Source organism: Plantibacter sp. CFBP 8798, from assembly GCF_014841195.1.
In the GTDB taxonomy this organism is placed as follows: Bacteria; Actinomycetota; Actinomycetes; order Actinomycetales; family Microbacteriaceae; genus Plantibacter; species Plantibacter auratus.
On sequence record NZ_JACYTS010000001.1, the window covers coordinates 973,382 to 992,984 of the forward strand.

Here is a 19,603-nt window from a genome sequence, read left to right on the forward strand (position 1 = left end):
GAGCGAACCCTCAGCTGCGCGGCGACGCCAGCCCGTGCTCGTAGGTGTAGATGACCGCCTGGATGCGATCACGGAGGGCGAGCTTCTGCAGCACCTTCGAGACGTGCGACTTCACGGTCGCCTCGCCGACGAAGAGCGTGGTCGCGATCTCCTGGTTGGACAGGCCCTGGGCGACCAGCTGCAGGACCTCGCGCTCGCGCTCCGTCAGCTGCTCATAGTCGGCGCCGGTCGTCGGCCCGGCCGGGACGGCGGGGTCCTGCGCGGCGTCCTCGACGACGGGGCTCTGACGGGTGAACCCCTCGATGACCCGGCGCGTGACCGCCGGGGAGAGGAGCGCCTCCCCGCCCGCGATCACCGAGACCGCCGCGACGAGTTCCTCCGGCGAGGAGTTCTTCAGGAGGAACCCGCTCGCGCCGGCACGGAGCGCCTCGGCCAGGTAGTCGTCGCGGTCGAAGGTGGTGAGGATGAGGACGGCGGCGTTGGTGTCCGGATCCGCGACGATCCGACGGGTGGCCTCGAGGCCGTCCATGCCCGGCATCTGGACGTCCATGCAGATCACGTCCGGCGCGAGCGTCGTCGCGAGCGCGACGGCCTCGGCACCGTCCGACGCCTCACCGACGATCTCGATCCCGGGCTGTGAGCCCAGGATGATGCGGAAGCCCGCACGCAGCAGCTCCTGGTCGTCGACGAGGAGGATGCGGGTGGGCTGCTCGGTCATGCCTGGTCCTTCGTGGTGGTGGTCTGGGGTCGTCCTGCGGCGGCGGAGGCGAGGCGGGCGTCGGCGATGGACGCGGCGACGGGCTCCATCGCCTGGTCGCCCGGCCGGCCGAGCGGGATGGCGGCCCGCACGAGGAAGCCGCCGCGGGCGCGTGCCCCGACCTCGAGGACGCCACCGGACGACGCCACGCGCTCCCGCATCCCGATGAGCCCGAGCCCGCCGCGTCGGGCCACCGTCGGGACGGTCCCCGTGTTCGTGACCTCGAGTTCGACCGCGTCGTCCAGATAGCGGAGCCTGAGTTCGGCCGTCGCCGTGGTACCGCCGTACTTGCGGGCGTTCGTGAGCGCCTCCTGCGCGATCCGGTACAGGTTGAACGAGACGACGGCCGGGATCGCGACCGGTGTCCCCACGAGTTCGAACCTCGTCGGCAGCCCGTTCGCCGTCGACTCGTCGGCGAGCCGACCCAACTGGCCGACGCCGACGGTCGACGGGCTGCTCTCCTCGTCGGTCGGTTCGCCGTGTGCGCGGAGGGTGCCGAGCATCTTGCGCAGCTCGTCGATCGCGCTCCGTGCGCCGAGCTCGACGTTCGTGAGTGCATCCCGCGCGGCGGCCGGGTCCGCATCGAGCACGGTGCGCGCGGCACCGGCCTGGACGCCCATGACCGAGACGTGGTGGGCGACGACGTCGTGCAGCTCGCGCGCGATCCGCACCCGCTCGAGGGCGACCGCCTGCCGGGCGGACCGGGCGCGTTCCGCCTCGAGCTCGGCCGTGCGCTGTTCGAGCGCCGCCCGTTCCCGGGAGGACTGGTACACGCGCTCGCCGAAGAAGTACGCGGCTCCGAAGTAGAGGATGTTCGTCAGGATCTGGATGAGGATGAACGCCACGAGGGGCGAGAAGAGCCCCACCCGGGAGAGGCTGGGCAAGGCGTCGGGGTCGGTCGCCTGGATGAACATGGAGACGAGCAGCCAGACGAACATGGCGACGATGATGAGCACGCGGACGAGCACAGCGCGACGTCGGTTCGGAACCCACGCCCCGACCGTGTAGATCGCGAGGAACAGGGCGATGTTCGTGAAGAGGACCTCGGGTACGAGCACCGTGCCGCCCACGATGAACATGACGGCGACGATGACGGCGACCGAGCACGGGAAGCGGCGACGGAACGCGAGCGGCGCGGTGATGCCGATCGCCCAGAGGACGGACGCCCACATCGGTGCGGGCTCGGGGTAGAACCCGGCGATCGTGTACAGCGTCAGGCTGAGGAGGGTGCCGACGCCGAGCGCGATGGCGAGGATGATGTCGGATCGCTGTTCCGACGGCGTCGCGGCCGGACGCCGCCACTCGGCGTCGTAGGGGTCGACCGGGCGGTCCTCCTGCTGGTCGACGGCGGGCTCGCTCATGCCGTCCACGCTAGCGCGACGCCCCGCCGGGGACATCCGTCGAGCGACGGAGCGCGGCGGTCCGGCACTCGGACAAGAGCCCGGAGCGGCACTCAGGAGAGTGCTGCTCCGGGCTCCTCCGCGGCACGGTCGGGTCAGGCCGCGGATCGCCCCGTGATCCCGGCGGTCGACGTGATGACGTCCGCCATCTTCTTGCCGAGCGCTTCGTAGAACATCGACAGGGGGAACTCGTCGTCGAGGACCGCGTCGGTGAGTCCGCGCGGCGGTCCGCTCAGGATCTCGTCGGACAGCCCGCGCGCCCACTGCGACGCGGGGTGCGGCGTCAGCGTCGTCCGGACGAGCTCGTACGCGGCGAGCCAGTGCGCGGTCTTCGGACGGTCGATCGATCGCCAGTACAACTCGTCGATGCTCTCGCCGAGCCGCACGACCACGTCGGGGACCTCGTCCCAGTCGATCGTGAGCCTGGTGTCGGTCCAGTGCAGCACGCCGTGCTGGTGCATCCACGCGAACAGCAGCTGGCCGCCGACGCCGTCGTAGTTCCGGACGCGCGAGCCGGTGATGGCGAACCGGAAGATGCGGTCGAAGATGATCGCGTACTGGACGAGCTTCGCGTGCTCGAGGATCGCCACGTCGGCCGCGTCGAGCGTCTCGGTCTCCGCGCGGGTCGTTAGCGTGCGCTCCAGCCGGACCGACTCGCGGAACGCCGTGAGGTCGCAGCGCAGCTCCTCGAGGGAGTACAGGAAGAACGGCATCCGCTGCTTGATCATGAACGGGTCGAACGGGAGGTCACCGCGCATGTGCGTGCGGTCGTGGATGAGGTCCCACATCACGAAGGTCTCCTCGGCCAGCTGCTGGTCGTCCAGGAGGGACGCGGCGTCGGCCGGGAGCTCGAGCTTGGTGATCTCGGCAGCGGCTCGGACGACCCGCCGGTACCGGGCCGCCTCGCGGTCCTGGAAGATCGCGCCCCAGGTGAACGCCGGGATCGCGCGCATCGCGACCGTCTCGGGGAAGAGGACCGCTGAGTTCGTGTCGTACCCCGGCGTGAAGTCGAGGAAGCGGATCGGTACGAAGAGCGCGTTCGTGTAGTCGCCGGCCTCGAGCGCGGCGATGAACTCGGGCCAGATGACCTCGACGAGCACGGCCTCGATGTGGCGGTCGGTCGAACCGTTCTGCGTGACCATCGGGAACACGACGAGGTGTCCCAGGCCGTCCACGCGATGCCGCTCGGGGTGGAAGGCGACGAGCGAGTCGAGGAAGTCCGGGACGCCGAACCCGTCGCGCTCCCAGCGGTCGAAGTCGGCGACGAGCGCGTCGAGATACTCGGCGTCGTGCGGGAAGTTCGGAGCGAGGGTGCGGACGCTCGCGACGATCGCGGCGACGTGCCCTGCCGCCGACTCGTGGTCGTTTGACTCGGGGATCGAGCCGTCCTTCACCTGGACGGCCTGCAGCGCGGTCGCGGCGGCCTTGAGGTCCGTCCAGGCCGGGTGCCCGACGAGTGCGGCGGCGTCTTCGACGACCTCCGGCTCTCCGACGATGCTCTTCGTGTGGGTGGTGGCGACGTTCGACATGGTGAACCTCCTTCCGCGTGCGCAGGCGTCGCCCGGGGTGGGTGACGATTCCTTCGAGCGTAGGGGCGGAGGGGGTGCGGATTTCTTGCGTCAGGAGCGACTTCGCTGCAACATTCGGCCGTTCGCGCTGGGGAACTGCACGGCCGACCGCGGCGGGCCGCTACCCCCAGCGGCGCTTGATCCAGCGGTCGAGGACACCGACGAGCGCGTCGGTGATCGCGCCGAGCAGCGCGAGCACGATGATGACGAAGAAGATGCGGTCGACGCGGCCGTTGTTCTGCGAGTCCACCAGGCGGAATCCGAGTCCAATGGACGAGGCGATGAGCTCCGCCGCCACGAGGAACAGCCACGACTGCGCCAGCGCGAGCCGGAGGCCGGAGACGACCGAGGGCGTCACGGCGGGCAGCTGCACCGTCCGGAACAACGCGACGCCGTTCAGGCCGAACGCGCGGCCGGCTTCGACCAGGTGCTTGTCGACGTGTCGGAGCGCGGCGGAGACCGTCGTGTACACCGGGAAGAACGCGCCGATCGCGATGAGCGTGATCTTCGACTCCTCACCGATCTTCAGCCAGAGGATGAGCAGCGGGACCCACGCGAGCGACGGGACGGCCCGGATCGCCGCGAAGGTCGTCGACAGCAGGATGTCGCCGAGGCGCGAGAGCCCCACGACCGCGCCGAGGACGAGGCCGAGGACAGCACCGATGAGGAAGCCGATGAGGACCCGCTGCACCGAGATGGCGACGTCCTGCTGCAACCAGCCGCGCTGCGCGAGATCCACGCCGGCCGCCCAGACCTCGGCGGGTGCCGGGAGTTGCGAGGCGGGGACGAGGCCGAACGCGGTGACGAGCTGCCAGGCCCCGAGGATGACGACGGGGACGAGGAAGCCGCCGAGGACGACGACGATCCTGCGGGACCCGAGGACGGCGCGCGCGTCGCGGCCGGACTGGGTCGCCTGGGCACCCGCGGCTGCGGTGGTGCCGAGACCGGCGAACTCGGTCATGGGTTCCTCTCTGGACGGTTCAGGCGCCGGACTACTTCGCGCCGATGGCGGACGGGTCCGCGTCGTCCACGAAGCTCGGGTTGAAGAGGTCGGCCAGGGCGTCGTCGACCTTGTCCTGCGACGACACGTCGCCGGACTCCACGAAGATCGGGCCGATGATCGACAGGACCTGCTTCTGCGCCTTGCCCGGGGCCGGGTCGACGTCGAGGTTCGAGCGCTCCGTGATCACCTTCGTCGCCACGGCGAGGTCGAGGCCCGCGGCGTCCGCGAGGATCTGCGCCGTCTCGTCGGGGTTCGACGCAGCCCATTCACGAGCGTGCTCATAGGCGTTCACGACGGTCTGCGCGACGTCCGGACGCTCGTCGATGAAGGACTCGGTCGCGGCCAGGATGCCGTAGCTGTTGAAGTCGACGTTGCGGTAGATGAGCTTCGCGCCCGCCTCCTCGGCGCCGGCCATGATCGGGTCGAGACCGGCCCACGCGTCGACGGAACCGTTCTGCAGGGCAGCCCAGCCGTCGGCGTGCTGGAGGTTCTCGATCGTGACGTCCGAGGCGGACATGCCGGCCTCCTCCAGCGCCTGCAGGAGGAAGAAGTAGGGGTCGGTGCCCTTCGTCGCGGCGACCTTCTTGCCCTTGAGCTCGGCGACGTCCGTGATCGTCGAGCCCTGGCCGACGACGATCGCCGACCACTCGGGCTGCGAGAAGACGTCGATCGCCTGGATGGCCGATCCGTTCGCCCGGTTCAGGAGTGCGGCGGACCCGGCGGTGGACCCGACGTCGATCGCGTCGGCCCGCAGTGCCTCGTTCGCCTTGTTGGAGCCGGCCGACTGGACCCAGTTGACGGTGATGTCCTGGTCGTCGAGTGCGTCCTCGAGCCAGCCCTGATCCTTGATGATGAGGGAGAGCGGGTTGTAGGTCGCGAAGTCGATGTCGAGCGTGCCGCCCTCGGTGGTGCCGGCGGTGCTGTCGCCGCCGGCCGCAGGAGCGTTCTCGCCCGCGACGCAGCCGCTGAGGAGGAGCGCTGCGGCGGCGGTCGCGGCGACGATGGCCGCGCGCCCGGCGCGGGAGGTGGTGAAGCGGCGTCGTGAGGTCATGCGTTGGTCCTTGCTGTGGATCGGTGCGGGATGACGGCGGAGGTGGTGGGTGGCTCAGTACGGGAAGTGCGGGATGGACGGCAGTCGTTGGTCGCCGCGGGCGAGACCGTGGCGGTCGATGCCGAGTCCGTCGAGGAGGCGGCCGCGCAGCTCGGCGAGCTCTGCCGACCCGCGGTCGCGCGGGCGGTTGCCGGGGACGGTCACGGTCTGCGCGATGGTCGAACCGGGCTGTCCCTCCTCGCGACCCAGGAGGATGACCCGGTCGGCGAGCTGGAGGGCCTCGTCGACGTCGTGCGTCACGAGCAGGATGGTGGTGGGCGCGGCGAGGTGGATGGCGAGCAGCAGGTCCTGCATCTTCAGCCGGGTGAGGGCGTCGAGGGCGCCGAACGGTTCGTCGAGGAGCAGGACGCCCGGCCGGCGGGCGAGGGCCCTGGCGAGTGAGGCGCGTTGCGCCATGCCGCCGGAGACCTCCCGTGGGCGGTGCTCGGCGAAGTCCGCGAGCCCGACGAGTTCGAGCAGCTCGGCGACGCGGGCACGTCCTTCGGTTGCGGGTGTCCGCTTGGGCAGACCGAGTGCGACGTTCGCCGCGATGGTGCGCCAGGGGAGGAGTCGAGGCTCCTGGAAGCCGAAGGCCGTGCGCGGGTCGATGCCGGCGACGGGTGTGCCGTCGATGAGCACGGAGCCGGCGGTCGGGTGGTCGAGACCGGCCGCGATGCGCAGCAGGGTGGACTTGCCGCAGCCGCTCGTGCCGAGGATCGCCACGACCTCGCCGGCCTCGGCGGTGATCGTGACGTCGCGCAGCACGGGCCGCGGGGCGTCGGCGCGTTTGCCGGCACCGCTCGCGAAGGTGCGGCCGACCCCGGTGAACGCGACCGTGGAGGCACGATCCGCCGAACCGACGGGAACGGCGTCGCGGGTGACCGGCGAGCTCGCGGCGAGCGGGCTTGGGGCAGCGTTCGTCATGGGTCTCGGGCTCCAGGGGTGGGGTGCCCGCCATGCTACGCGAGGGCGACGGACCCCTCTCGGTCGCCGAAACAGAGCGTCACATTGGCGTCCGCCGGTGACATCCGGAGGGTTCCGGTGTTATGCGTCCGCTACCAGCTGCCGACCTGCGCGAGGGCGACGTCGAGGATGGCGACGGCCTCCTCCCGGTTGACCCGGGCGAGCAGCAGCGCGCTGACCGACAACGACGTGAGCTGCCGTGCGGCCGCGGCCAATTCGCCCGCGTCCACCTCGGGACGTGCGAGGGCCAGGGCGTCCGAGACGGCGGTGGTGAGCTCGGCCCGGTAGCCGTCGACGACCTCGCGCAGTGCGTCGTCGTGGGCCGCGAGGCCGGCCGCGCTGTTGAGGAGGAGGCAGCCGCGGCGAGGGGAGTCCTCGGGCAGGGTCGCGATGACCGTCTGCACGCCGGAGAAGTAGGTGGTGAGCCCGGCTCTGCCGTCCGTCGCCAGCGCGAGGACCGCGAGGCGCGGCCGGATGACGGTGTCGAGGTAGTCCTGCACGGCGGCGTCGAACAGCCCGCGCTTGCTGTCGAAGGCGTGGTAGAGGCTCGACCGCCGCAGGCCGGTGGCCGCTTCGAGGTCGGCGAGCGAGGTCGCCTCGTACCCGCGGTCCCAGAAGACGTCGCGCGCCGCCTGGACGACGGCGACGGTGTCGAACTCCTGCGTGCGTCCCATGGGTGCCTCCTCCTCGCTCGGCATCCGTGTGACGGGGTTGTGGACCGAGCGTTCTACTATTATAGTAGACCCATCGGTACAGAATGTCGCTCCGTCCGGACGACTCGACGCCGATCTCCCGGAAGGCCCGTCCCATGCTCGTCGTCAGTCTCGTCCTCGTCGGCATCGCCGCCCTCCTGCACGTCTACATCTTCGTGCTCGAGTCGCTGCGCTGGACCGAGCCGGCCACCCGCAAGACCTTCGGCACCTCGGAGCTCGAGGCCGAGACCACCCGCGGGATGGCGTACAACCAGGGGTTCTACAACCTGTTCCTCGCGATCGGCACGATCGTCGGCATCGTCTTCCTCATCACCGGCTCGACCGGTATCGGCGCGGCCCTCGTCTTCGCCTCCGCCGGCTCCATGCTCCTCGCCTCGCTCGTCCTCATCACCTCGGACCGCACGAAGGCCCGCGCCGCGATCGTCCAGGGGACCACCCCGTTGCTCGGACTCATCGCGCTCGTCATCGCACTGGCCGTCTGACACCTCCGCGACGCCCCAGGCGTCACCCCGTCCGCAACCCGACGACGTGCTGCGCCCGCCCATCGAATCACCGCACCAAGGAAAGGCACCACATGAACACCCCCGCGCTCAGCACCCAGATCCAGCTCGTCTCGCGACCGGTCGGCTGGCCGACCGAGTCCGACTTCCGGACCGTCTCCGTCGAACTCCCGGAGCTCGCGCCCGGCCAGCTCCGGGTCCAGAACCTCTTCCTCTCCGTCGACCCCTACATGCGCGGTCGCATGAACGACGCCCGCTCCTACGTCGCGCCGTACCAGCTCGGTGAGACGATGACCGGCGGCGCCATCGGCCGGGTCGTCGAGTCGGCCGCCGAGGGCTTCTCCGTCGGCGACGTCGTCCTGCACCAGTTCGGCTGGCGCGACCTCGTCCAGGAGGACGCCGGCGGGTTCCGCGTCGTGCCTGAGCTCCCCGGCGTCCCGCTGTCCGCCTACCTCGGCGTCCTCGGCATGACGGCCCTCACCGCGTACGTCGGTCTGCTCGAGGTCGCCAAGTTCCGGGAGGGCGACACGGTGTTCGTCTCCGGTGCGGCAGGTGCCGTCGGCACGATGGTCGGCCAGATCGCCCGTCTCAAGGGCGCGAAGCGCGTCATCGGTTCGGCCGGATCGGCTGAGAAGGTCGCCCTGCTGACGGAGAAGTACGGCTACGACGCCGCGTTCAACTACAAGGACGGTCCCGTCACCGAGCAGCTCGCGGCCGCGGCACCCGACGGCATCGACGTGTACTTCGACAACGTCGGCGGCGAGCACCTCGAAGCGGCGATCGACGCCTTCAACGACGGCGGACGCGCAGCGCTCTGCGGCGTCATCTCGCAGATCAACGACACCGAGCGTGCCGAGGGCCCGCGCAACCTGTCGAACATCGTGACCCGTGGGCTGACCCTCACGGGCTTCACCGTCGGCAACTACACGCAGCACTTCCCGGCGTTCTCCGGTGAGATGGGCGCCTGGTTGCAGAACGGTGACGTCGTCTTCGACGAGACCGTCTACGAGGGCCTCGACCACACGCTCGACGCGTTCCTCGCGCTCATGCGCGGCGCCAACACCGGGAAGATGGTCGTCAAGCTCTGACGCGATCCCTCGACCTCGCCTGACACCGGCGATCGACGGCCCGTCCACCCGCTCCGGGTGGACGGGCCGTTCGTCGTCGTCAGACCGTTGCGAGGACCCCGCCGGCCGCATCGATGCGGGCCATCGCGAGGCGTTCGGCGGCGACGAGCGTCGTGACGCCCTCCGCTGCGGCGTCCCGGTAGATCGACTGCACGGTCCGCCCGATCGCCGACACCCGCTGCTCGATGGCCGCGGCATCGGCGCCCGGTTCGGACGCCATGGCGAGGTAGATCACGCCGCCCGCGTTCGCGACGAAGTCCGGCGCCCACAGGATGCCGCGCTCCTCGAGGGCCACCGCGTCGGCGCGGGAGGCGAGCTGGTTGTTCGCCGCCCCGACCACGGCGCGACACCGCAGCTGCCCGATCACCCGGGCGTTCAGGGCGCCGCCGACGCCGCACGGCACGAAGAGGTCCGTCTCGACGAGGTGCTCGTCGCCCGGTTCGATCCAGCTGGCGCCGATCTCCTCGGCGAGGGCGCGCTTCCGTGGGTCGACGTCGGTGACGATGAGGCGAGCCCCCTCGGCCGCGAGCCGTCGGGCCAGACGGCCGCCGACCTGGCCGAGCCCGGAGATCGTCGCCCGGTGGCCCGCGACGAGCGGGGTGCCGAAGACCGTCTCGAGCGTCGCGGTGATGGCCGCGTGCACGCCGGCAGCCGTCGCCTCGCTCGGTTCGCCGACGCCACCGCGGTCAGCCGGCAGCCCGCTGACGTGGTCGGTCCGCTCGGCGACGACGGCCATGTCCTCGGCGGTCGTGCCCACGTCCTCCGCGGTGCGATAGGCGCCGCCGAGCGCTTCGACCGCGTCGCCGAGGTCGAGCATCGCGTCGCGGCGCTCCGCGGGGTCGAGGGTCGTGCCGACGGGCAGGTGGATGACGGACTTGCCGCCGCCGTGCGCGAGACCGGCGGCCGCGTTCTTCATCGTCATCCCCGCGGCCAGGCGGAGGGAGTCGTCGACGGCCTCGAGCCAGGACCCGTACCGCCAGAGCCGCGCGCCGCCGAGGGCCGGCCCCAGGGCGGTGGAGTGCAGGGCGACGCTGATGGTCAGCCCGGAGCGCGGTCCGCGGCTGATGGAGAGGCGTTCGTGGGGGAGGGTGGTGCTGTGCATCGCGTCGCTGGACGCGACCGGGTCGAATGACGTCATCGTCGGATCTCCTCGTGGGTGATTGGTGCGGGCTCCTGGTGGGAGCGGATCGCAGGGCGATGGTGGTGCCCGGCTCTCCTCCCCAGATTCTCCACGCCGACCGCCCGCTCCACAACCGTCGGCTCGACCGGGCCGCCGGACGGGCTGCACCTAGGCTGGACGGCATGGGCGGAGTGCTGACGGGGTTCGCGATCATCGGCACCGTGATCCTCGTCGGCTACCTCGCCGGGCGTCTCGAGGTCGGGGGCCCGACGACCGGGCACGTGCTCAACCGGGTGGCGTTCTTCGTCACCAACCCGGCGCTGCTGTTCACCGTGCTCGCCACGGCCGACCTGCACGAGGTGTTCAGCAGTTTCATCTGGGTCGCCCTCGCGAGTGCCCTGTCGGCCGCCGCGCTCTTCGTGCTGCTGAACGCCGTGTGGCTCCGCAAGGACCTCTCGGTCGCGACGATCGGCGCGCTCGGCTCGGGCTACGTCAACGCCAACAACATCGGCATCCCGGTGGCGGTCTACGTCCTCGGCGAGGCCGGCTACGTCGCCCCGGTCATCCTGCTGCAGCTCCTCGTCTTCGCCCCGATCGCGCTCACCATCCTCGACGTCAGACAGCGCGGCTCCGTCTCCTTCCTCGGCATCGTGACGCAGCCCTTCCGCAACCCGATGATCGTCGCGTCGATCGTCGGCGTCGTACTCAACCTCTTCGGCGTCCGGCTCCCCGAGCCCGTCATGGCCCCGTTCGAGCTCCTCGGCGGCGCGGCCGTACCGCTCATCCTCATGGCGTTCGGCATGTCGCTGCACGGCATGCGGCCGTTGCAGGCCGGCAGCGGACGTCGGGAGATCTTCGTGGCGACGGCGATCAAATCGGTCGTGATGCCCGGATTCGCCTACCTCATCGCGCACTTCGGGTTCGGGCTGAGCGGCACGCCGTTGTTCGCCTCCGTCGTCCTCGCCGCCCTCCCGGCGGCCCAGAACGTCTACAACTTCGCCAGCCGGTACGAGCAGGGCGTCACGCTCGCCCGCGACACGGTCCTGCTGACGACGATCCTCTCCGTGCCGGTCCTCGTCGTCGTCGCCGCCCTGCTCGCCTGACCCCCGGGAACCGGTCCGTCCGAAGCGCCGCTGTCCTCCGAAGCATGGACAGCGATGGCCGGAAATGCCGAACGATCGCGACTACTCTTGGGCGGGCACGACTGAGATATACCACCGTCCAGTCCGGCGGAGCGCCGTCGGACCCGACCCGATGGGACGACATGACCGAAGGCACGACCCCACGACACAAACGTTCCGGAGACTGGGCCGCATCCCGCGAGACCGTCGGCGACGAGATGCTCGCCGTGCAGGACTTCTCCAGCGAGGAGGAGGGGTACCACAAGACCCTCAAGCCGCGGCAGATCCAGATGATCGCGATCGGCGGTGCGATCGGCACGGGGCTCTTCCTCGGTGCGGGTGGCCGCCTGAACAGCGCCGGCCCGGCGCTCATCCTCGTGTACGCGCTCTGCGGGTTCTTCGCCTTCCTCATCCTGCGCGCCCTCGGTGAACTCGTCCTCCACCGTCCGTCCTCGGGCTCGTTCATCTCCTACGCCCGGGAGTTCTACGGCGAGAAGATGGCGTTCGGCGCGGGGTGGTTGTACTTCCTCAACTGGGCGATGACCTCGATCGTCGACGTCACCGCGGCCGCGCTCTACATCAAGACCTTCGGCAAGCTGTTCGGCTGGAAGGAGCTCGAGGACTTCCCGCAGTGGGTCTTCGCGCTCGCCGCTCTGGTGGTGGTGCTGGCGCTCAACCTCGTCTCCGTCAAGCTGTTCGGCGAGATGGAGTTCTGGTTCGCGCTCATCAAGGTGTCGGCGCTGGTGATCTTCCTCATCGTCGGCGTCTGCTTCATCGTCTTCGGCGGACGCACCGACATCGGCGCCGTCGGATTCTCGGTCATCGGCGACAACGGCGGGCTGTTCCCGGTCGGGGCCTTCGCGCCGATGATCGCGATCTCCGGTGTGGTCTTCGCCTACGCGGCCATCGAGCTCGTGGGTACGGCGGCCGGTGAGACGGCCGAACCGAAGAAGATCATGCCGAAGGCCGTCAACACGGTCATCTTCCGCATCGCGATCTTCTACGTCGGCTCGGTGCTGCTCCTGTCGCTCCTGCTGCCTTACACGGCCTACCAGGCCGGTGAGAGCCCGTTCGTCACCTTCTTCTCGCACATCGGGTCGGAGCAGGCCGGGGCGATCTCGGCGTCGGTCATGAACTTCGTCGTGTTGACGGCGGCGCTGTCGAGCCTCAACGCGGGGCTCTACTCGACCGGTCGCATCCTCCGCTCGATGGCCGTCAACGGTTCGGCCCCCGCGTTCACCGGCAAGATGAGCAAGAACGGCGTCCCCTTCGGCGGCATCCTGCTCACCGCAGCGCTCACCCTGCTCGGCGTCCTGCTGAACGCGCTCTACCCGTCGAAGGCGTTCGAGATCGTGCTCGAGATCTCGGCCATCGGCATCATCGGCGGTTGGGCGACGATCATCCTCTGCCAGATCCAGCTGCAGCGCTGGGCGAAGCAGGGCAAGGTCGAGCGGCCGTCGTTCCGCTTGTTCGGGGCACCGTTCACGTCGTATCTGACCCTCGCGTTCCTCCTGTTCGTCCTCGTGACCATGGGCTTCTCGGAGACCGGGCGCTGGGTCCTCGCCTCCCTCATCGTCCTCATCCCGATGCTCATCGTCGGATGGTTCGCCGCCAAGCCGCGGATCATGGCCGCCGCGGCCGCACGCGAGGGGCACACGGGCACCTGGCCGGTGGTGGCCGAGCGCCCCGCCATCGATGCGAACAAGCGGAAGCGCGGGGGCGCACCGCGGTCCTAGCGGGAGTGCGGGTACCGGCGGGTCGGCGGTTCACGGGGAATCGCTAAGCGATAGTGATCACTTCGGGTCGGTTTCGAGCATTCCCTTGCACCTCGGGAGTCGGTTCAGCAGGATGTGGGCAACCTCTTCCGTGCACCACCGGACCCCGCTGGAGTTCCCGTGAACCGTCGTCTCCGTCTCGTCGCCGTGCTCGCCGCGTGCGGCATCGTCGTCGCCACACCGCTGAGCGCTGCGGCGCAAGCACCCGCCCCGACCTCGGCCGACACGGTCGCCTACGAGCCGAGCGACGCGATCATCGCGAATCCCGAGCGCGGCTTCGACCACACGAACAACACGCACTACTACCCCGAGGGGACCGAGGGCGGGCCGGGGTACACGCCGCTCGACGTCGCCACCCTCGCGGCCTATCGCGAGGAGGGCATCACCGAACTCGTCCGCGTCTTCTACCTGGAACGGTTCGTGGCCGAGCCGACCCTCGACCCGGCCTGGCTCGCGCTCGTCCAGGCTGACTTCGACGCGGCTCGCACCGCCGGCATCTCGATCATCCCCCGCTTCGCGTACCTCGCCGGTGGCGACTTCCCGTACACGCCGCCGTATGGCGACGCACCGCTCGACATCGTGCTCACCCACATCGAGCAGCTCGCGCCGATCTTCCAGGACAACGCCGACGTCATCTCCGTCGTCCAGGCCGGCTTCGTCGGCCTCTGGGGTGAGGGCTACTACACGGACCACTTCGCCGCGGACCCGGCGAATCCCGGTGTCCTCACGGACGAGGACTGGGCGAAGCGTCGCGCGGTCGTCGAGGCGCTCCTCGAGGCGGTGCCCGCCGACCGCTCCATCCAGGTGCGGACCATGAACATGAAGCAGAACATCCTCGGGGTGCCGTCCGGGACCGCTGGGGCCATCACCGAGGCGCAGGCGTTCGACGGCAGCGCCATCTCACGCATCGGTCACCACAACGACTGCTTCCTCGCGGCACCCGACGACTGGGGCACGTACCTGTCGGACCCGATCTCGCTCGATCAGGACTACCTCGCGCAGGAGAGCGACTGGGTGCCGGTCGGTGGTGAGACCTGCAACGTGAACCCGCCGCGGTCGGAGTGGGCTACCGCCTCGGCCGAGATGGAACGCTACAACTTCAGCTACCTCAACTGGGACTACCTGCAGGACGTCCTGCAGTCCTGGGGGCAGGAGAACCTCGACACCACCGCGAAGCGACTCGGCTACCGCTTCGTGATGACGGAGAGCTCGGTCGTGGACGGCACGCTCTCGCTCACGGTCCGGAACGACGGCTGGGCGGCTCCGTACAACAGCCGGCCCGCCTACCTCGTGCTGTCGAACGCCGAGCGCACGGTGCGCGTCCCGTTCGGTTCGGACGCCCGCACCTGGGGTGCGGGGGAGACCGTCACACTCCAGGCGTCACTCGCCGACGTCCCGGCCGGTCGCTACGACACGGCGCTGTCGCTGCCGGCCACGCACGAGTCGGTCGCGGCGAACCCGCTCTACGCCGTCCAGACGGCGAACGTCGGCACCTGGGACGCGGTGACCGGCGTGAACAGCCTGCAGCGTCAGGTGACCGTCGGCGCCGACGGGGTCGTCATGGCCGAACCGGTGGCCGGTGCTGCGGCCAGACTGCCCGACACGGGCGTCTCGTCGCTCGCTCCCGCGGTCCTCGGCGGTGGCGTGGTGGCACTCGGAGCCCTCGCGCTCCTGCTCGCCCGCCGGCGTCGGAACGCCTGACCGGACTCGAGTGAGGGGGCACCGGCTCAGCCGAAGATCATCGGCGAGTCGTCGTCCTCTTCGTCGGAGAGGGTGAAGTCGAGGTCGACGACGACGGGAACGTGGTCGCTCGGACTGTCGCCCTTGCGCTCGTTGCGGTGGATCGACGCCTCGACGACGTGGTCCGCGAACGCCTGCGAGCCGTAGATGAAGTCGATCCGGAGGCCCTCGTTCCGTGGGAACCGGAGCTGCTTGTAGTCCCAGAAGGTGTAGCCCTCGGGGACGAACGGTCGGACGGTGTCCTGGAGTCCCGCGTCGACGAAGGCCGCGAGGGCGGCGCGCTCCGGCGCGGAGATGTGGGTCGAGCCAGGGCCGAAGCTCGGGTCGCCGACGTCGGAGTCGAGCGGCGCGACGTTCCAGTCGCCCATGAGTGCGAGCGGCAGCTCGGGGTTCTCGGCGAGCCAGGAGCGGGTGTCGGCTTCGAGCGCGGCGAGCCAGCGGAGCTTGTAGTCGTAGTGCGGGTCGCCGACCGCGCGGCCGTTCGGGACGTACAGGCTCCAGAGGCGGACGCCGTCGACCGTCGCGCCGATGGCTCGCGCTTCGAGCGGCAGGCCGTCGGCGTCGAAGCCGGGACCGCCCAGCGCGAGGCTCGCCGGTGGCTTGCCGAAGCCGGGCATGTCGGGGAAGCCGATCTGCACGTCCTCCATCGGAAGGCGGCTGGCGATGCCGACGCCGTTCCACTGGCTGAGCCCGTGGAGCTCCACCTGGTAGCCGGCCTTCGTGAAGGCCTCCATCGGGAACTGCTCGGGCTTGCACTTGAGCTCCTGCATGGCGAGGACGTCGACGTCCTCGCGGACGAGCCAGTCGACCACGCGGCCGACGCGGGTACGGATCGAGTTGACGTTCCAGGTGGCGATGCGCATGCCCCAACGCTATCGGTTTCCTTTCTCAGGAGACCTCCGGCGTGTCGCCCCGGGGGAGGGTCGCCACGCCGGAGAGGTCCTGAGAAAGGACCGGTTCGGTGGAGCCGACGGGTGGGGGATTGAGCGGAGGTTCCCAGGGATGGCGAGCGGGTGTCGCGTAGCGTCGAGGGTATGACGACGTCCACCGCCGCCACGTTCAGCCTGTCCGCAGCCTCGACCGGAGGGGACAGTGCCCTCGGAGGGGTCGCCGACTGGGCGGTCGACCTCATGGAGAGGTTGGGTGGTCCGGGAGCCGGGCTCGCCATCGCCCTCGAGAACCTCTTCCCGCCGTTGCCGAGCGAGATCATCCTGCCGCTCGCCGGATTCGCCGCCAGTCAGGGCAAGCTCGGTCTCGTCGAGGTCCTCATCTGGACGACGGCCGGTTCCGTGATCGGCGCGCTGGCCCTCTACGCGATCGGCGCCGTCCTCGGACGTGACCGCATGCGCCGCCTCGCTGAGCGGGTCCCGCTCGTCCACGTCGAGGACGTCGACCGCGTCGAGGCCTGGTTCCAGAAGCACGGCTCGAAGGCGGTGTTCTTCGGGCGGATGCTCCCGATCTTCCGGAGCCTCATCTCGGTCCCCGCCGGCGTCGAACGCATGCCGGTCCTGCGGTTCACCCTGCTCACCTTCGCGGGCAGCGCCATCTGGAACACCATCTTCGTGCTCGCCGGGTTCTTCCTGGGCGAGCAGTGGCACATCGTCGAGGAGTACGCGGGCATCCTGCAGAAGGTGGTCATCGCAGGCGTCGTGATCGCCGTCGGCGTCGCGGTCTGGCGCGGCGTGCAGCGGTACCGCCGGGAGCGCAGCGGCGCCGGTCGGGCCGAGGGCTGACCGTCCCCGCGGGACCGTTCTCAGGACGCTTGCGGTGTGTCCGTCGCCGCCGCCACCGGCGCACCGACGGACTCCTGAGAACGGTCCCGCTCACACCCAGCGGGGCGTGGTGAGTTCCTCGGGCTCCGGCGCGGTGTGCGAAGCGGCGACCGACTGCGCCTCCACGCGGATCGCGTCGAGGACGGTCCGCACCGCCAGCCGTTCGGCGCGGTCGGGACGCGACAGCGCGACGATCCGACGCGTCGCGTCGAGCCCCGCGAGCGGACGGAGGACGATGCCGCGCTCCGGCCCGCTGGCCGTGTATCGCGGGAGGAGGCCGATACCGAGGCCGGCCGCGACCATCGCCTCCGCGATGCGGTTGTCGCTCACCCGCTGCACCACTCGGAGCTCGCCGCCCGATTCGGCCTCGATGCTGCGGAGCAGGCGGTCGAGCGGATAGCCGACCGGCACGCCGATCCAGGACTCGTCCGCGAGGTCCGCCGGGGTCAGGACGGTCTGGCCACTGAGGCGATGCCCGACCGGCAGCACGACGTCGAGCGGCTCGGAGAGCAGCTGCGTGATGCGGAGACCGCGACGGACCCAGTTGCGCTCGCCGCTGATCGCCTGCGCGATGACGATGTCGAAGTCGGCCGCCAGGTCGGGGAAGTCCTCGAGGTCGGGGTCTCGGTCGCTCACGACGACCCGTAGGCCGGGTACCGCTTCGAGCGTGCGGAGCACGGCGGGTACGACCATCTGCCCGAAGGTGGGGAAGGTCGCGACCGTGACGGTGCCGATCGGACGGTTGCGGTACTCGTCCCACACGCTCGTCGCCCGTTCGATCGCGACGGCGACGTCCGTGGCGCTGGCCGCGAGTGCCCGGCCGGCGTCGGTGAGGACGAGGCCGCGACCACGCCGTTCGGTGAGCGGCAGGCCGGCCTCGCGCTCGAGGACCTTGAGCTGTTGGGAGACCGCGGACGGCGTGCGATGCGTGGCTTCGGCGACGGCGTGCACGGTGCCGCGCTCGGCGAGTTCGCGAAGCAGGTCGAGTCGGCGGACGTCCATGTAGCGATGCTACCGAGTGACGTCAGTATTGTCCGCTTGTCCTTCACGGCTGACAGGCGTTTCATTGAACCATGACCATCTATCTCGGCATCATCGCCCTCCTCGCTGCGAGTGCAGCCGTCGGATCGGTCGTCGTCGTCAAGCGCGACGGCTACCGTGCCATCCCGGCCCGCACCTACCCGAAGTCCTTCTAGGACCTCGCACCCGCCGGCCCGGCCGGCGCATCCGACCTCCTTGCGACTCGTCGCCGGGAGGTCGTTCCATGTCCGCGCGGCGACAGGCGCTCAGGCGAGGAAGCCGCGCAGGAGCGCCTCGGAGCCGGCGACGTGCTCGGCCATCGCCTGCGCCGCCTCCTCGGGGTGACCGCGCAGGATCGCCTTGACGATGCGCTCGTGCTGCTCGTCGGAGTGCGCGATGTTCACGGCCAGCAGCGGGATGCCGTTGAGGAGTTCGTTGACCCGCATGCGCGACTCGGCGACGAGTGGCAGGAGGCTGGGGGCACCCACGAGCTCCGCGATGAGCAGGTGGAGGCGGGAGTCGTGGCGGCGGTAGTCGGCGGGCGCCGCGTCCCGGCAGTCTCCGAGCGCCTGCCACAGGCGTTCGCGGTCGGCGCCGGAGAGCTTGCACTGCGCCGCTTCGCGCGCCGCACCGACCTCGAGGATGCTGCGGAGCGTGAGCGTGTCCTCGATCTCCGCCGCCGAGATCGTGACCCTGCCGACCTCGGGGGAGTCGGTCCCGTTGATCGCTTCGTCGTCGGGCAACTCGTCCATGACGAACGTCCCGCCGTAGCGCCCGCGCCGCGAGGTCAGGTAACCGGCCTCGGTGAGTGCGGCGATCGCATCCCGCACGGTGTCGCGGCTGACCCCCTGCATCGTCGCGAGTTCGCGCTCGGCAGGCAGACGACCGCCCGGCTCGATGAGCCCGAGGCGGATGGACTGCAGGAGCCGCTGGACAGTCTCCTCGAAGGCGTTCCCGGCGCGGCCCGGACGCAGGAGGAGCTCGGCGCTGAGCACCTCGGTCGCCTCGTCGCCCTTCCGCGTCTCGCTCATCGGATCAGTCTATTTCCCCGGGGTCGCGTCCCCCGCCCGGGCATGTCGTCAGCTCATTCCGGTGTCACGTAGGCGGAGGAGATGCCGCCGTCGACGAGGAACGTCGACCCGGTGATGAAGGACGAGTCGTCGCTCGCGAGGAAGGCGACGGAGGCGGCCAACTCCTCGGGCTCCGCGAACCGACCGAGGGGGATGTGCACGAGTCGCCGCTGCGCGCGCACCGGATCCTTCGCGAAGAGCTCCTGCAGCAGCGCGGTGTTGACGGGACCCGGGCAGAGGGCGTTGACGCGGATGCCCTGCCGCGCGAACTGCACGCCGAGCTCGCGGCTCATCGCGAGCACTCCGCCCTTGGACGCCGTGTACGAGATCTGCGAGGTGGCCGAGCCGAGGACGGCGACGAACGACGCCGTGTTGATGATCGAGCCCTTCCCCTGCCGCACCATGTGGCGGATGGCGGCGCGCGAGCACAGGTAGACCGACTTGAGGTTCACGTCCTGCACGCGCTCCCAGGCCGGGAGCTCGGTCGTCTCGATCGAGTCGTCGTCGGGCGGGGAGATGCCGGCGTTGTTGAAGGCGATGTCGACCGAGCCGTAGGTCTCGGCCGCGGTGTCGAACAGGTGGTCGACCTGCGCCTGGTCGGTCACGTCGACCTGGACGAAGAGCCCACCGACGAGCTCGGCCGCCGCCTGGCCGGTCGTGGGGTCGAGGTCGCCGATGACGACGGTCGCGCCCTCCGCGGCGAAGCGCTTCGCGGTGGCGAGGCCGATGCCGCTCGCGCCGCCGGTGATCACGGCGACCTTCCCGGCGAGCCGCTGGGTGAGGTCGATGGGGGTGATGGTCATGTGGTGCTCTTTCTCTCTGCCCCGCCCTTCGACAAGCTCAGGGACCGGGGTGGTGCGGGTC

19 protein-coding genes are annotated in these 19,603 nt (G+C 70.2%); 7 read left to right on the forward strand and 12 right to left on the reverse strand.

Annotated elements, in window-relative coordinates; genetic code table 11:
• Window positions 1–10 precede the first annotated feature (10 nt).
• From IFU30_RS04660 to IFU30_RS04690, 7 genes are all read right to left on the reverse strand, one after another.
• Entirely contained in the window at window positions 11–718 is a 708-nt protein-coding gene (locus tag IFU30_RS04660) for a response regulator (RefSeq protein WP_192004472.1), read from the reverse strand.
• Complete coding sequence (locus tag IFU30_RS04665; protein WP_192004473.1) at window positions 715–2,118, reverse strand: sensor histidine kinase; 1,404 nt, start codon at window positions 2,116–2,118, stop codon at window positions 715–717. The genes IFU30_RS04660 and IFU30_RS04665 overlap by 4 nt, the downstream gene beginning before the upstream one ends.
• A 134-nt stretch (window positions 2,119–2,252) precedes the next feature.
• Window positions 2,253–3,686 (reverse strand): DUF6421 family protein, encoded by a 1,434-nt coding sequence (locus IFU30_RS04670; RefSeq protein ID WP_192004474.1) that lies wholly within the window; start codon window positions 3,684–3,686, stop codon window positions 2,253–2,255.
• A 160-nt stretch (window positions 3,687–3,846) separates the two neighbouring features.
• Complete coding sequence (locus tag IFU30_RS04675; RefSeq protein ID WP_192004475.1) at window positions 3,847–4,686, reverse strand: ABC transporter permease; 840 nt, start codon at window positions 4,684–4,686, stop codon at window positions 3,847–3,849.
• Between the two features lie 31 nt (window positions 4,687–4,717).
• Window positions 4,718–5,779: an aliphatic sulfonate ABC transporter substrate-binding protein gene (locus tag IFU30_RS04680; RefSeq protein WP_192004476.1), complete on the reverse strand. Its 1,062-nt coding sequence runs from the start codon at window positions 5,777–5,779 to the stop codon at window positions 4,718–4,720.
• Window positions 5,780–5,833: 54 nt separating this feature from the next.
• Complete coding sequence (locus IFU30_RS04685; protein WP_192004477.1) at window positions 5,834–6,742, reverse strand: ABC transporter ATP-binding protein; 909 nt, start codon at window positions 6,740–6,742, stop codon at window positions 5,834–5,836.
• 131 nt (window positions 6,743–6,873) lie between these two features.
• Window positions 6,874–7,455: a TetR/AcrR family transcriptional regulator gene (locus IFU30_RS04690; RefSeq protein ID WP_192004478.1), complete on the reverse strand. Its 582-nt coding sequence runs from the start codon at window positions 7,453–7,455 to the stop codon at window positions 6,874–6,876.
• Between the two features lie 134 nt (window positions 7,456–7,589).
• On the opposite strand from IFU30_RS04690, the gene IFU30_RS04695 reads away from it, so the two are divergent.
• On the forward strand, window positions 7,590–7,976 hold the full coding sequence (locus IFU30_RS04695) for a DUF1304 domain-containing protein (protein ID WP_079003829.1): 387 nt from the start codon (window positions 7,590–7,592) through the stop codon (window positions 7,974–7,976).
• 92 nt (window positions 7,977–8,068) lie between these two features.
• Complete coding sequence (locus IFU30_RS04700) at window positions 8,069–9,082, forward strand: NADP-dependent oxidoreductase (RefSeq protein WP_079001323.1); 1,014 nt, start codon at window positions 8,069–8,071, stop codon at window positions 9,080–9,082.
• A gap of 79 nt (window positions 9,083–9,161) precedes the next feature.
• Here the strand turns inward: IFU30_RS04700 and IFU30_RS04705 are convergent, their stop codons facing one another.
• Window positions 9,162–10,259 (reverse strand): Glu/Leu/Phe/Val dehydrogenase family protein, encoded by a 1,098-nt coding sequence (locus IFU30_RS04705; protein WP_249404634.1) that lies wholly within the window; start codon window positions 10,257–10,259, stop codon window positions 9,162–9,164.
• A gap of 164 nt (window positions 10,260–10,423) precedes the next feature.
• Here IFU30_RS04705 and IFU30_RS04710 point away from each other — a divergent pair, with 164 nt between their 5' ends.
• From IFU30_RS04710 to IFU30_RS04720, 3 genes are all read left to right on the forward strand, one after another.
• Window positions 10,424–11,344 carry an AEC family transporter gene (locus IFU30_RS04710; RefSeq protein WP_079704991.1) on the forward strand — a complete coding sequence of 307 codons (921 nt, stop codon included), beginning with the start codon at window positions 10,424–10,426 and terminating at the stop codon, window positions 11,342–11,344.
• 161 nt (window positions 11,345–11,505) lie between these two features.
• Entirely contained in the window at window positions 11,506–13,098 is a 1,593-nt protein-coding gene (locus IFU30_RS04715) for an amino acid permease (RefSeq protein WP_192004479.1), read from the forward strand.
• Between the two features lie 159 nt (window positions 13,099–13,257).
• Window positions 13,258–14,838: a DUF4832 domain-containing protein gene (locus IFU30_RS04720; RefSeq protein ID WP_192004480.1), complete on the forward strand. Its 1,581-nt coding sequence runs from the start codon at window positions 13,258–13,260 to the stop codon at window positions 14,836–14,838.
• A gap of 26 nt (window positions 14,839–14,864) precedes the next feature.
• On the opposite strand, the gene IFU30_RS04725 is transcribed toward IFU30_RS04720, so the two are convergent.
• Window positions 14,865–15,740, reverse strand: coding sequence for an exodeoxyribonuclease III (locus IFU30_RS04725; protein WP_192004481.1), 876 nt, complete (start codon window positions 15,738–15,740; stop codon window positions 14,865–14,867).
• 171 nt (window positions 15,741–15,911) lie between these two features.
• Between IFU30_RS04725 and IFU30_RS04730 the strand changes: the two genes are divergently transcribed.
• On the forward strand, window positions 15,912–16,610 hold the full coding sequence (locus tag IFU30_RS04730; protein ID WP_192004482.1) for a DedA family protein: 699 nt from the start codon (window positions 15,912–15,914) through the stop codon (window positions 16,608–16,610).
• A gap of 90 nt (window positions 16,611–16,700) precedes the next feature.
• Here the strand turns inward: IFU30_RS04730 and IFU30_RS04735 are convergent, their stop codons facing one another.
• Window positions 16,701–17,651 (reverse strand): LysR family transcriptional regulator, encoded by a 951-nt coding sequence (locus IFU30_RS04735; RefSeq protein ID WP_079704995.1) that lies wholly within the window; start codon window positions 17,649–17,651, stop codon window positions 16,701–16,703.
• 71 nt (window positions 17,652–17,722) lie between these two features.
• Between IFU30_RS04735 and IFU30_RS20620 the strand changes: the two genes are divergently transcribed.
• Entirely contained in the window at window positions 17,723–17,845 is a 123-nt protein-coding gene (locus tag IFU30_RS20620; protein WP_255376692.1) for a hypothetical protein, read from the forward strand.
• 90 nt (window positions 17,846–17,935) lie between these two features.
• Here IFU30_RS20620 and IFU30_RS04740 read toward each other — a convergent pair whose 3' ends face one another.
• Both IFU30_RS04740 and IFU30_RS04745 read right to left on the reverse strand, forming a co-directional pair.
• Window positions 17,936–18,700 (reverse strand): FadR/GntR family transcriptional regulator, encoded by a 765-nt coding sequence (locus IFU30_RS04740; protein ID WP_192004483.1) that lies wholly within the window; start codon window positions 18,698–18,700, stop codon window positions 17,936–17,938.
• Between the two features lie 53 nt (window positions 18,701–18,753).
• Window positions 18,754–19,542, reverse strand: a complete 789-nt coding sequence (locus tag IFU30_RS04745) for a 3-oxoacyl-ACP reductase (protein WP_194718745.1) — start codon at window positions 19,540–19,542, stop codon at window positions 18,754–18,756.
• Window positions 19,543–19,603: the final 61 nt, after the last annotated feature.